This is a genomic window from Candidatus Erwinia haradaeae (assembly GCF_900698885.1).
GTDB lineage: Bacteria > Pseudomonadota > Gammaproteobacteria > Enterobacterales > Enterobacteriaceae > Erwinia_E > Erwinia_E haradaeae_H.
In genome coordinates this window covers 183,543-198,209 of the sequence record NZ_LR217705.1, presented here as the reverse complement: position 1 = coordinate 198,209, position 14,667 = coordinate 183,543, and the positions used below count along the sequence as shown (strand labels likewise).

General features: G+C 33.7%; 9 protein-coding genes. 1 reads left to right on the top strand and 8 read right to left on the bottom strand.

What is annotated here, in order from left to right:
• Positions 1 to 407: 407 nt before the first annotated feature.
• Positions 408 to 3,008, bottom strand: coding sequence for a DNA topoisomerase (ATP-hydrolyzing) subunit A (gene gyrA, locus ERCISPPS3390_RS00620; RefSeq protein WP_197094933.1), 2,601 nt, complete (start codon positions 3,006 to 3,008; stop codon positions 408 to 410).
• A 303-nt stretch (positions 3,009 to 3,311) separates the two neighbouring features.
• On the opposite strand from gyrA, the gene gltX reads away from it, so the two are divergent.
• Positions 3,312 to 4,733: a glutamate--tRNA ligase gene (gene gltX / locus ERCISPPS3390_RS00615; protein ID WP_197094932.1), complete on the top strand. Its 1,422-nt coding sequence runs from the start codon at positions 3,312 to 3,314 to the stop codon at positions 4,731 to 4,733.
• 686 nt (positions 4,734 to 5,419) lie between these two features.
• Here the strand turns inward: gltX and pheT are convergent.
• The 7 genes from pheT to trmB form a co-directional block, all read right to left on the bottom strand.
• Positions 5,420 to 7,813, bottom strand: coding sequence for a phenylalanine--tRNA ligase subunit beta (gene pheT, locus ERCISPPS3390_RS00610; protein ID WP_197094931.1), 2,394 nt, complete (start codon positions 7,811 to 7,813; stop codon positions 5,420 to 5,422).
• Between the two features lie 14 nt (positions 7,814 to 7,827).
• Positions 7,828 to 8,811: a phenylalanine--tRNA ligase subunit alpha gene (gene pheS / locus ERCISPPS3390_RS00605; protein WP_197094930.1), complete on the bottom strand. Its 984-nt coding sequence runs from the start codon at positions 8,809 to 8,811 to the stop codon at positions 7,828 to 7,830.
• A 1,214-nt stretch (positions 8,812 to 10,025) separates the two neighbouring features.
• Positions 10,026 to 10,388 (bottom strand): 50S ribosomal protein L20, encoded by a 363-nt coding sequence (gene rplT, locus ERCISPPS3390_RS00600; protein ID WP_197094929.1) that lies wholly within the window; start codon positions 10,386 to 10,388, stop codon positions 10,026 to 10,028.
• 89 nt (positions 10,389 to 10,477) lie between these two features.
• Positions 10,478 to 10,675 (bottom strand): 50S ribosomal protein L35, encoded by a 198-nt coding sequence (rpmI, locus tag ERCISPPS3390_RS00595; protein ID WP_197095387.1) that lies wholly within the window; start codon positions 10,673 to 10,675, stop codon positions 10,478 to 10,480.
• 94 nt (positions 10,676 to 10,769) lie between these two features.
• Positions 10,770 to 11,318, bottom strand: a complete 549-nt coding sequence (gene infC, locus ERCISPPS3390_RS00590) for a translation initiation factor IF-3 (protein ID WP_197095386.1) — start codon at positions 11,316 to 11,318, stop codon at positions 10,770 to 10,772.
• 17 nt (positions 11,319 to 11,335) lie between these two features.
• On the bottom strand, positions 11,336 to 13,255 hold the full coding sequence (thrS, locus tag ERCISPPS3390_RS00585) for a threonine--tRNA ligase (protein WP_197094928.1): 1,920 nt from the start codon (positions 13,253 to 13,255) through the stop codon (positions 11,336 to 11,338).
• Positions 13,256 to 13,718: 463 nt separating this feature from the next.
• Entirely contained in the window at positions 13,719 to 14,438 is a 720-nt protein-coding gene (trmB, locus tag ERCISPPS3390_RS00580) for a tRNA (guanosine(46)-N7)-methyltransferase TrmB (RefSeq protein WP_197094927.1), read from the bottom strand.
• Positions 14,439 to 14,667 lie beyond the last annotated feature (229 nt).

Here is a 14,667-nt window from a genome sequence, read left to right as displayed (position 1 = left end):
AACCTCTAGTTTATGACTAACTGCTGAATATATTTAGTAGTGTCTACTACATAATGGCTCTTAAAAATAATGTGAGTTATAAATTTACATAGACCGCACAAAAGATTCAGAAATCTATATACGCACGATCTCTTATATTTTTAGAACGATCTATTGAATAAATTAGAGTTATTTTAATATATTAATATTTTTTATTTTTTATTTTTTATTAGATTAATCACAATATCATTACCATTTTTTAAAAAACTAATGATCAGAAATACTATAAAGAGATTCTTGAATTTAAAATATAAAATGTAGTATAGTTCTATTATAATTATAGACTTTGCATAAATAGTACTTAGCGCATAATATAACCCCCCGGTTATCTTTTAATCGCTACAATGAATATAATTTTTTGTATTAGTTTATATTATGGGAAGCACAGTATTATTACCCGACAAAGATCTGTCTTCAGGGATAGATAATGATTCTGTTGTAATTGTTTCAGCTACCCGTTGCAAGGCTACTACGTTTTCATCTGTAGCGGTACGAATCAAAATTACACCTTGAGTATTTCGACCAATCATACTCACTTCAGATACTCGTGTGCGCACTAAGGTACCTGCATCGGTAATCATCATTATCTGATCTCCATCCATCACTTGTACAGCACCAATAACTAACCCATTCCTTTTAGACACCTTGATAGATATCACCCCTTGTGTAGCACGTGACTTAATAGGGTACTGAATATTTCTTGTTCGTTTCCCATAACCATGTTGAGTTACAGTCATAATGGCACCATTATCTCGTGGAATAATTAAGGACACCACCCTATCTTCATCGATTAACTTGATGCCTCGAACTCCAGCGGCGGCTCTCCCCATAGTACGAACTTCAGTTTCAGAAAAACGCACTACCTTTCCTTCAGAGGAGAATAACATAACCTCATCATGACCATTAGTGAGTGATACACCAATAAGCTCATCATCATCACGAAGATTTACAGCAAAAATACCTGCACTACGAGGCCGGCTAAATTCAGTCAATGCTGATTTTTTTACAGTTCCACTCGCAGTTGCCATAAATATATTCCATTCTTTAACATACGTATGTATAGGTAAAAGAGCAGTAATACGTTCATTTACTGCTAGGGGTAATAAGTTAACAATTGGGCGACCACGCGCGCCACGACTAGCTTCGGGCAATTGATAAACTCTTATCCAATACAAACGACCTCGACTAGAAAAACACAAGATAGTATCATGTGTATTTGCCACTAAAAGACGATCAATAAAATCTTCCTCTTTAATGCAAACCGCTGACTTTCCTTTTCCACCTCGGCGCTGAGCTTCATAAGAAGCTAGTGGTTGATACTTAATATATCCCTGATATGACAAAGTCACCACTACATCTTCCTGATGAATCAAATCTTCAAGATTTATACTGGCACTATTCATAGCAATTTCAGTACGACGTTGATCTCCAAATTTATCTCGAATTATTTCTAATTCTTCACGAATAACTTCTATTAATTTTTTTGGATTCTTTAGAATACAGATTAATTTATTAATGTGATCTGATAGACTTATGTACTCGTTAAACAATTTTTCATGCTCTAGATTGGTGATTTTTTGAAGTCGTAAGTCTAAAATTGCTTGGACTTGATCGGTAGTTAAAGAATATCTGCCAGAAGCAAGATATTTCTTTTTGTCTCGCCATTCCGGATAATTTATATTAGCATCTACAGATGCTAACATTTGAGAAACACGTCCAATGTTCCAAGTGTTAGCCATGAGCTTGTCTTTTGCTTCTTCTGGTGTACTTGAGCCGCGAATCAACTGAATCATAGAGTCAATATTCGCTAAGGCTAACGCTAAAGCCTCAAGAATATGAGCACGATGACGTGCTTTTCGCAACTCAAAAACAGTGCGGCGCGTGATTACCTCTCGGCGATGAGACACAAAAGCCCCAATGATATCTTTTAGTGACATAAGCTTTGGTTGACCTTGGTGTAACGCAACCATATTAATACAAAAAGACGTTTGCATCTGTGTGAGCGAATACAAGTTATTTAAAACTACTTCACTCAACGCATCCCGTTTCACTTCTATTACAACACGCATACCTTCTTGGTCAGATTCATCACGTAAAGCACTTATACCCTCTAGGCGTTTTTCTTTAACTAATTCAGCCATTTTTTCAATAAGATGTGCTTTATTTACTTGATATGGGAGTTCGTGTATAATGATAGTTTCTCGCTTACTTTTGGCATTGATTTCAATTCTAGTACGAGCCCGTATATAAATCTTTCCACGCCCTGTATGATAAGCTTCATGGATCCCCTTCTTTCCATAAATAATGGCAGAAGTGGGAAAATCTGGGCCAGGAATACATTGCATTAAAGCTTCAACAGTAATATTCTCAGAGTCTAGATATGCAAGACAACCATTAATTACCTCGGTTAGATTATGCGGTGGAATGTTTGTTGCCATACCAACCGCAATTCCTGAAGAGCCGTTAATTAATAAGTTCGGAATACGAGTGGGCATTACTTCTGGTATTTCTTCTGTGTTGTCATAATTTAACATAAAATTTACAGTTTCTTTTTCAAGATCTGCTAAGATTTCATGCGCTATTTTAGACATGCGCACTTCTGTATAACGCATCGCTGCGGCTGGATCCCCATCAATAGAACCAAAATTACCTTGACCATCAATCAAAATATATCGTAACGAAAAAGATTGGGCCATACGAACAATTGCATCATATACAGCAGAATCACCATGTGGGTGATATTTACCAATCACATCACCAACAATACGTGCGGATTTTTTATAAGCCCTATTCCAATCATTACCAAGAATGTGCATAGCATATAAAACACGGCGGTGAACTGGTTTCAAGCCATCACGCACATCTGGTAAGGCGCGACCAATAATAACCGACATAGCATAATCTAAATAAGAGTTTTTTAATTCTTCTGCGATATTAACCAATCTAATTTCACGGGCAAAGTCATTCATGGACGAACTTTCCTTTCTATGTTGATTCCTTATAAAAAGATAGTGAAGTATATCACATTAGGTATAGATGAATAATCAGCGTTATACTAATAAATCATACGATTTATTAGTATATAACACATCATTTGTAGAAAAATTTTAACCCTAACAAATATAGGAAATAAATCTTAAATGTCACAATTTAAAATAAAATTAACTATATTAAACTGAAATTACCTGAGTACTAATGAAAAAATGTGGTAGCATCTCTCTATAAAATTCTATTTCACTTAAAATATATTTTAATTATAGTGGTATTAATTCGTGAAGATTAAAACTCGATTCTCTCCTAGCCCTACAGGGGACCTACATCTTGGTGGTGCTCGCACTGCTTTATATTCATGGTTGTTTGCTCGTTACCACAACGGTACCTTTGTATTACGTATAGAAGATACTGATTTACAACGATCTAATAAAAACAGTAGTACTGCTATCATGGAAGATTTGCGTTGGCTGAATCTTGATTGGGATGAGGGGCCATATTATCAGACAAAACGCTTAAATCGTTATAATGAAATTATTAATCAAATGTTAAAAGATAATACCGCATATAAATGCTATTGCTCAAAAGAAAGACTAGACGAGCTACGTGAGAATCAAATGGCTATTGGGAAAAAACCACAGTACGATGGTTATTGTCGCGCTAATAACAAAGAGCCTATAGATCATAAAAAATATGTAGTACGTTTTAAAAACCCCAAAGAAGGTTCTGTAGTATTTGATGATAAAATTCATGGTCGTATCGAATTCAAAAATCAAGAGTTAGATGATCTTATCATTCGTCGCAGTGATGGCTCTCCAACCTATAATTTTTGTGTGGTGATTGATGACTCTGACATGGATATTACCCATGTTATTCGTGGAGTAGATCACATAAATAATACACCACGTCAAATAAATATCTTTAAAGCCATTGGTGCTGCTATTCCTATTTATGCACATGTATCTATGATATTAGATGCTAATGGTAAAAAATTATCTAAGAGAGAAGGAGCTTTAAAAATAATGCAGTATCGCAATGAGGGGTATTTACCTGAAGCATTACTGAATTATTTAGTTCGTCTTGGATGGTCTTTCGGTAATCGTGAGATATTAAACCTAAATGAAATGAAAGAGCTATTCACGTTAGAGGGGATAAGCAAATCTCCTAGCGCTATGAATATTACAAAATTACAGTGGCTCAATCAGCACTACATTAAGAATCTCCCTAAAAAATATATCACAACTCATCTTCAATGGCAGATGCAATCTGAAAATATTAATACCGAACACGGCCCAAAACTAGAAGATATAATAACATTATTAGGTAATCGCTGTAATACACTAAAAGAAATGGCATCTGCTTGTCGCTATTTCTATGAAAAATTAAAGGGATATCACATAGGTGCAGCTAACAAATATTTTCATAATCAAGCAAACACTTCTCAACAATCACTAGAAGCTATGCGCACTGAATTAACTTCCATAATCTACTGGACACCAATAGAAGTACAAAATGCTATTCGGAGAGCGTCTAATAAAATAGTTGGGGGTATACGTACCATAGGTATGCCAGTACGTGTCGCAATCACTGGATCACCAGAGTCTCCTGCACTAGATATTACTCTTTATACTATCGGGCAAAAACGCTGTATATTACGTATTAATGAAGCATTAGCATACATCAAGAGACATAAATCTTTATAAAGTATGTGCATCAAAATATTTATCGATTCTATAACAATATTGTTTTTATTTATGAATAATTTAGAATTCAATGTTATCTACGTAAAATAAACTGCGATAATAATTGATAATATTAAGATATTTTTATCTTCTTAATAAGTTCTAGCCCTGATAAATTACAAAAACAGCGCTAAGTTATTTTATTCGCCAAATTCTACATCTTAACATCACTATTATGACTATCACTAGATATAGTCTATACATTAGAGCTCTTTAAAAAAATTTTACTTTAAAAATACCACTTGATCTTTAAAAGTTTAAAAACACTATTTAGATCACAAAGAATATAATAAAAATTATATCATAAGTAATCAATGATTGCATCATGCTCTTTTGCACAATGCACAATATTAGTTACCTGCCTTTATTTTTATATAGCCTTAACATATCTTTATATTTCTACTCTAATAAACACAAAAAATCATCAAGCTGTAGTAAAAATATGCTTGCTGATTTTTGATTTTTAGATTTCTCATATTACTAACTAATATAATATTCTCAAGATAAATTAATTAACTTATCTGACATATAACACGCAATTACACAGTTCCATAAAAACATCACATACTATAATATTTTTCTTTATTGCTACCTACATTAGTAAAAACTGATAACACTAAATTATAACTTTTCGCTCAACTATAATACTAGACCCTCAATTTTGCACCAAATCTATTTTTTAGAGCTTTTATGCATTTTTCAATAGTATTAGAAATCTCATGATCTTCAAGGGTTCTGGTTAATGCCTGAACAGTAATACTAATTGTAAGACTTTTACAACCCGAAGCAACCTTATTTCCACGATATACATCAAATAAATAGATACCTGTTATGTATTTATCTCTAACTTTCTTACATTCTTCAAGCACATCTCCTGCTAATATATATTCTGCTACAATTACGGAAATATCTCGACGATTGGCTGGAAAACGAGATACAGGCAAAACGTGCGGCACAGTATATTCTGAAATTTTATTCCATATCAATTCAAAAACTATTGTTCGACCTCTAATGCCCACATTTCGCTCTATTTCTGGATGTAAAACCCCGATACATCCAATATAATCTGCATTAATATACATCGCTGCACATTGACCAGGATGGAATGCAGGATAATGTTCTCTGATAAATTTTATTTGATGTAGCTTATGCAACATATCAAAAATAGATTCTAAGTCTCCCTTTAAATCATAAAAATCAACCTCGGAGCGCGCTAAATCCCAGTGTTCGCTATATCGATTACCACTAATAACAGCTGACAACATTAACTCTTGACGAATACCATATGGTGCTCTTATGTCCGGAACAAAGCGAAGACCGCTTTCAAATAATCTAATACGTAACTGTTGACGATTCTGATTATACAGTACCGCCCCCAATAAACCACTGAATAAAGATAATCGCATTACCGACATGTCCCGTGACACTGGTCGGAGTAATCTTAAACTTTCTTCTTGTGGGTGAAGTATTGACTGAATTTTTGGATCAACAAAACTATAAGTAATTGCTTCCTGATAGCCCTTATCAATAAGTAATGCCTTAACTCGTTGTAATGGAAAATCTTTTTTACAATACGCATCAATCATTAAATTTGCTTGAACTGGTATATTAGGGATTTGACTGTATCCATAAATTCGCATGACCTCTCTTACTAAATCAACCTCAATATCAATATCAAAACGCCAACTTGGGACAACAACTTTCCACTGACTGTAATCTTTTCTAGTCAGTATTGTAAATCCTAAACGTTCTAAAATATCGGTCACTGTCTCATTAGGTATGCAATAGCCAATTAAGCGATCTAAATTTTTACGATATAGCTTAATGATTTTAGATGAAGGTAACGCGGAATAATTGGTAATATTAATTACTGGACCAGCAGAGCCACCACATATTGTTAATAATAAACTTGTTGCACGTTCAATCGCTTTATACTGCAGATTAAAATCTACACCTCGTTCAAAACGAAAAGCAGTGTCACTATGCAATCCATAACGACGCGCACGTCCAACGATAGATAATGGTCTAAAAAACGCAGATTCAAGAATGAAACTCTTTGTTTTTATTGTAACACTAGCATCTTTACTAATAGTAATACCTGCCATGGCTAATATCTTCTCTTCATCTGCTATAACTAAAGTATTACTATCTAATTTAACTTTACTCTTTTCAAGACAGACTAAAGACTCTTCTTCTTTGGCATAACGCACACTGAGACCACCATTAATTGCCTGAAAATCAAAAACATTTATCGGTTGACCAAGTTCTAATAATACATAATTAGTAATATCAAGCACTGAATTTAAAGAATTTATACCGCAACGACGTAATTTTTCTTGCATCCATAAAGGCGTATCGGCCTGGATATTCACTTCTTTTATTATCCTAGCAAGATAGCGTGGACAATCCTCAGGTGTATTAACACGAATTGAGATCACATCCGAAACAGCAGAAAATGCTGGCGTAACCTTCAATTCATATAACGGCGCTCTGCTCGCGACAGAAATATCACGTGCTATTCCCATTATACTCAAGCAATCTGCACGATTCGGTGTGACACCAATATCGATAATATTATCTTTTAATTGAAGGTACTGAGATAGATCTGTTCCAACGGAGGCATTCAAAGGTAATTCTATAATACCCTCTTTTTTAATAGGTATACCTAATTGAGAAAAGGAGCATAATATACCTTCCGAGGTCTCTCCTTGTAATTCGATTTTTCGAATAATATAATTACCGGGTAAAATTGCACCTACTGGTGCAACTGCAACTTTTAATCCTTCACGACAGTTACTCGCACTACAAATAATGCTTAATAAACTCTTAGCGCCTGTATTTACTGTTGTCATGTATAATCTGTTAGAGCGTGGATGACGTACACATTTAATCACCTCACCGATTAGAACACTATGAAAATTAGGAGAAACGGGCTCTATATTATTTACCTCTAAACCAGCCATAGCCATTTTATTGCAAAGTTCTAGGCTATTTATGGTAGGATTTACCCACTCTCTCAACCAGAGCTCGCTAATTTTCATTCATTGTTCTCTCTTTATTTAAATTGTTTAAGAAAACGCAAATCATTTTCAAAAAAGACACGAATATCACTAATACTGTAACACAACATAGCTAAACGCTCGATTCCTATACCAAATGCAAATCCAGAATAAATAAGAGGATCAACACCCATCGTGATCATAACATTAGGATGGATCATTCCACATCCTAGAACTTCTAGCCATTCTCCATTTTTAGTCATTACGTCAATTTCAGCAGATGGCTCCGTAAAAGGAAAATAAGATGGACGAAAACGTATTTGTATATCATATTGAAAAAAATTTTTGAGAAAATCTAATAGAGTTCCTTTCAGGTTGGCGAAACTAATCTCACGGTCAATAAGAAAACCTTCCATCTGATGAAACATGGGAGAATGAGTTTGATCATGATCATTGCGATATACCCGGCCCGGTGCAATAATACGAATTGGTGGTTGTTGATTTTTCATAGCCCGAACTTGAACTACAGAGGTTTGAGTGCGCAATAATCGCGTGGAATCAAACCAAAAAGTATCATGATCATTTCGTGCCGGATGATACTTAGGTATATTCAATGCATCAAAATTATGATATTCATCTTCAATTTCTGGTCCTGTAATCACTGCAAATCCCATATTACAAAAAAAATCTTCCATACGATCTATAGTACGCGTAATAGGATGTAAACAACCCTGATCTCTTCTGCGACCAGGTAATGAAATATCAATGATTTCTTTTGTGAGACGTGCATTAAGCATTTGAGATTCTAGAATTTTTTTCCGGATATTGAATGCATTTTGAACAAACTGCTTGGCATCATTTATTTCTAGACCCAAAGATAAACGCTCTTCTATAAGAAGTTCACGTAACGTTGCTGCTTTAAGCGTAAGATATCCATGCTTACCTAAATATTTAACTCGCACATTATCTAATGAAGAAAAATCTTTAGCATTGCTTATTTCTGTTTTTGCCTTCGTCATTAGATCGGAAATATATGTCATGCCACCCCTCTAAATGAGTCATCATAGATACCCTACACTAAAAATTAATTATCTAATTTTAAAGTAAAAGTACTAGAATATGTTATATTATGCATCTATTATGGTTAAAATCATCAATGTGTTTTTGATGTTATGCAGATATATGCAGATTGTTCAGGAAAGAATAACATGAACAGATCTAGCACATTAGGATGCCTGATTATGTATAGTACTAACTAATCTGACTATAAGGTATTCTATGCAACATCCTTAAAAACAAAAACACAATAATATTCTAAAAGCTAGTAATATATTAATTACACTTATAGCAACATACCAAGCAATATGTCCTTGTTATCTGAGCTATCTTATCTGATAAAAATAATTTTTACCTTCTTATCTTTTATCAAAATATTTCAATCTTCTAAAAAATAAAAGAAACAAATTATTTAATTTTATTAAAGCATCACAAATCCATTTGAGAAAATTTTAATACATCAAAGCGTAATATGTACGCATATAGTCTCGACTGTTTAAGGAGTAACACAAATATAGATTAAAAATTTTTCTATATCTTCTCTATGCTACTTAGAGCATAAAAGCAATATAAACACACATTAAAAATAAGTATGTCAAACTACTCTATCGCTTCAGATAAAATCACACAATGCCTATAAATTAAATAAAAAACCTAAATTATCCTTATGCTATACATCGTGTATTGTAAATCATAAATGTATACTAAAAACTAATAATTTGGTGTGGATAAAGGAATACAAAATAGGAGAGAAGAGTCATAGCAAATAATAGTTCTGTATACAATCATAGTGACATTGAGAACCTATTATAATAAAATATTGCATATATTACGAGAGGTCGACTAACGCGATGGTTCAAATTTAATTTGGCAATCTATTTTTTCTATTTACGCCATAAAAAACTACTACCCATATATAATATTTTAGACATAAAACATTTCTAGACTTTGATATATTAAAATAATTCATTTCATAACAAAGTCTCTTTACATATAACTAAAAATATTAAATAAAACTATATATATATCAATATATACTCCCTCTGATATGCTTTAAGCAAGATATATGTAAATAATTCGCGCTCAAAATTTTACTCGCCTTTTAAAATAACTCCAACCATATTACATTATCTTTTAATGATTAAGTCTCTTTCAATAAGACTTTGAGCGCTTTTCAATATATTCTTTCACTCTGATCTTAAGATGATGCTATGGATTCTTTTGCTTTTTTTACTAACTGAGAGAATATTATTTTGTCAAATACAGCTATATCAGCTAACATCTTCCGATCAATTTCAATTGAAGCTTTTTTTAAGCCCTGAACAAAAAAACTATACGATATACCATTAATACGAGCTGCAGCATTAATACGTGCAATCCATAATCGACGAAACTGACGTTTGCGTTGACGACGATCACGGTAAGCATATTGCCCGGATTTAATAACAGCTTGACATGCAACACGGTAAACCCGTGAACGCGCGCCATAGTAACCTTTAGCTTGATGTAAGATTTTCTTGTGACGCGCACGAGAAATTACACCACGTTTTACACGAGCCATTTAGCTCTCCTGTGAAGTATCTATTTATTTTATTCCGTTCTCCTGCGCATAAAATAATTAAGAAAAATGACCTAAAAGTTATTTAAAATTTAAGAGTACGGCAAACAAGCAATAACTAAGTTAAGATCATTGTTCGAAACCATTGTTACGGGGCGTAAGTGACGCTTGCGCTTAGTTGATTTTTTAGTCAAAATATGACGCAGGTTAGCATGTTTGTGCTTAAATCTACCAGAGGCGGTCTTTTTAAAGCGCTTAGCTGCGCTACGTATCGTTTTTATCTTAGGCATCTGCAATTTCCATTTCATTTGGTTCCCCAAATAATTAAATAAAACACTAAGCATAGTATACATAAAAGACTTAGTGTAATAGCCTCTCTTGCTATTATTTTTTCTTTGGAGAAAGAACCATAATCATTTGTCTACCCTCGATCTTTACAGGAAAAGATTCAACAGTGGCTATACTTGTATCTTCACACAAGTCTTTTCGAACACGATGGATAACTGCCATTCCAAGTTGCTGATGTGCCATTTCACGACCACGAAAACAAAGAGTAATTTTAGTTTTATTTCCATCTTCTAAAAAGCGAATTAAACTACGTAATTTAACTTGATAATCTCCATCATCAGTACCAGGACGAAATTTTATTTCCTTAATTTGAATAACTTTTTGCTTTTTCTTCTGTTCCTTATACGATTTGTTCTTTTCATAAAGAAACTTTCCATAGTTCATAATACGACAGACTGGCGGTTCAGCATTAGGACTAATCTCAACAAGATCTAAACCAGCTAATTGCGCTTTTTCTAAAGCTTCACTTAGGCTAATAATACCAATCTGCTCACCATCAATGCCTGTCAACCGAACTGAAGTAGCACGAATATCCCAGTTAATACGATTCGGGCGCACTGGTTGAACGCGTTTTCCACCTTTAATACTGTGCTCCTCCAAGTTTAATGCAGATTATTTTGTCTGCGAATATCATCTTTTAGTTGTAAAACCCAACTATGAAAATCTACACAACCTAAGTTCTTTCCACGTCGAGTGCGAACAGATATCGTACCTTCTGCTGCTTCTTTATCACCACAAATTAAAAGATAGGGGACACGACGCAAGGTATGTTCACGAATTTTTAAACTAATTTTCTCATTTCTTAAATCTGATTTAACTCGAATATCAATATCTTTCAATCTACATGTTAGTTCTGTGACATATTTAGATTGATCTCGAGTGATACTCATAATTACAACTTGTAATGGCGCCAGCCATATAGGAAAAAAGCCAGAATATTCTTCAGTTAATATTCCTATAAATCGCTCTATAGACCCTAGTATCGCGCGATGAATCATAACCGGGGCCCGACGTTCATTATTCTTTCCTACATATGATGCATTAAGGCGTGTTGGTAATGCAAAATCTAATTGAATAGTACCACACTGCCATGACCTGTCTAGACAATCATGCAATGTAAATTCAATTTTAGGGCCATAAAAAGCACCTTCTCCCGGTTGATACTCAAATGCAATTTTTTTCTCTTTTAACACAGACACTAAATCAAACTCTGATCGATCCCATAAAGAGCAACTACCAATTAATTTTTCTGGTCGTGTTGATAGCTTTACTGAAATTTTTTTAAAACCAAAAATACTATACATATCATATAGCATTTCTATACAATCACTAACCTCACTACGAACCTGCTCTTCCATGCAAAAAATATGAGCGTCATCCTGCGTAAAACCACGAACTCGCATTAATCCATGCAAAGAACCAGATGGCTCATTACGATGACAACTGCCAAACTCAGCCATACGTAAAGGAAGATCTCGATAAGATTTCAGACCCTGCTTAAAAATCTGAACATGCCCAGGACAGTTCATAGGCTTAATACAGTACTCACGATTCTCAGAAGATGTAGTAAACATTGAGTCTCTATAATTATCCCAATGACCTGTTTTTTCCCATAAATCCCGATCCATCACCACGGGGCCTTTCACTTCTTGATAATCATACTTTTTTAACCGACTGCGTACAAATTTTTCTAACTCACGAAAAATTATCCAACCATCATGATGCCAAAACACCATACCTGGCGACTCTTCTTGAATGTGATATAAATTCAGTTGTTTGCCAATTTTACGATGATCTCGTTTTTCTGCATCTTTTAAAGAAATCAGATAAGTCATTAATTGTGTTCTACTGGACCATGCAGTACCATAAATACGTTGTAACATTTTATTGTTACTATTACTTCTCCAATACGCACCAGAAATTTTCTGTAACGAAAAATGATGACAAAATCGCGTATTAGGAATATGTGGGCCATGACACATATCAACATATTCCTGATGATAATATAAATTCAGATGCACTTCTCGGCTAACGTTCTCATCTAAAATAGATATTTTATATCTTTCACCGCGTTTACTAAAAATATTATACGCCTCTTGCCAGCAAACATTTTTCTTTATTACGTCATAATTTGTCTCAGCTAATTGGTGCATGCGTTCTTCAAGACGCCTCATGTCTGCCTCTGTCAATTGATGATCAACATCTACATCATAATAGAAGCCATTTTCAGTAACTGGGCCAATAGCCATTTGAGCGCTTGGCCAAAGTTGTTTCAGCGCATGCCCTAATAAATGCGAACAAGAGTGACGGATAATTTTAAGACCATCCTGATCTTTTGCCGTAATAATAGTTATTGATGCATCTGATGAAACATAATCAGACATATCAATCATTTTGTTATTGACACGTCCGGCAATACATTCTTTAACTAATTCTGGGTGCATAGCCTCAACGATATCTATTAATCTAACAGACTTATTAAATAGGTTTTTTCTTCCGTTAGAAATAGTAATAAAAGGCATGAAACATCCTTATTGATTCATAATGTAACTATTGATTACAATATCACAAATCACAACTATTAGATATTAACGTCAGTTAATTATTACGTCAGTTAATTATTACGTCAGTTAATTAATTACGTCAGTTAATTATTATAGTGGAAAATATAGTGTTTTTGTTAATAAATAAAATAAATAGTGCAACAGATTTTTATTAGTCTGTATCTTAATTAAAATAAAATGAAATCATTTTGTATGATCAGACTCGTAACCTTTTGTCAGCTTCATCTGTATCATAAGGTACTTATCTGTATCATAAGGTACTTATATAGATAAACAGTCGTTCTAGTAAACGTCGTTCTACTATAAAAATTCAATTGCCAAGTTATATCTTAATTTCTTTATCTTCCCTGCATATCCACAACTCTGACAAGCTATATTGATTTTCTAAAAAATAAGGGTGACGTAATTTATAATGTAACCATTAAATTACTCGTTCAAACATTAAGTCCCATACCTTATGCCCTAATTTTTCCCCTTTTTTCTCAAATTTAGTATATGGTCTGAATGCCGGGCGCTGTATCCAATCACCATTATCAGAGCAATTTTTATAACCATATATGCTATTAATGACCATCAACATATATTCAGCGTAAGATTTACAGTCAGTTGCTATATGAAATGTACCACCCAATTTTAATTTTTTGAGCACTAATTTAGCAAAAGGAGTCTGCACAATGCGTCGCTTATTATGACGCCTTTTTTGCCATGGGTCTGGAAAAAAAAGCTGTACTGCATCTAAAGTATTTGAGGATATCATGGTCTCTAGAACCGCTACTGCGTCGTAACATATCAAGCGAAGATTAGTAATGCACTCCGCGCGAGCTTTTATTAAGCAAGCCCCGACACCTGGTCTATAAACCTCAATACCAAAAAAATTTTTTTTAGAATTACTTTTAGCCATATCTACCAGAGAAGAACCCATCCCAAAACCAATCTCTAATACTACTGGTGCATTACATCCAAATATATCGTAAAATTCAATTGGTTGTAACTGATATTCGATACCTATCTGTGGCAATAATTGCTCTAAAGCTAGTTTTTGACCCTTAGTGTAATGCCTGTTTCTGCTAACAAAACTAAGTACCCGATGCGTAGGATAATGTTTTTTATAGCAATCTTGCGCAATAAGATGATTCGTCATGATCTTTACTCTGGTGTAAACTATAAGGTCAATTAGATAACAAGAAAATCCGTCTATATATTCGACTATCTTATAATATAGCATCAAGTTACAATCCAAATCTATATTACACATTTTAGATATCATATTAAAAAGTCATAATATTTCAGATACCTAGAAGAGCCTGATAGAAATCATAATATCAAACAAAACTAAACATTATGTTATCAAAACATATTACATGTCATGT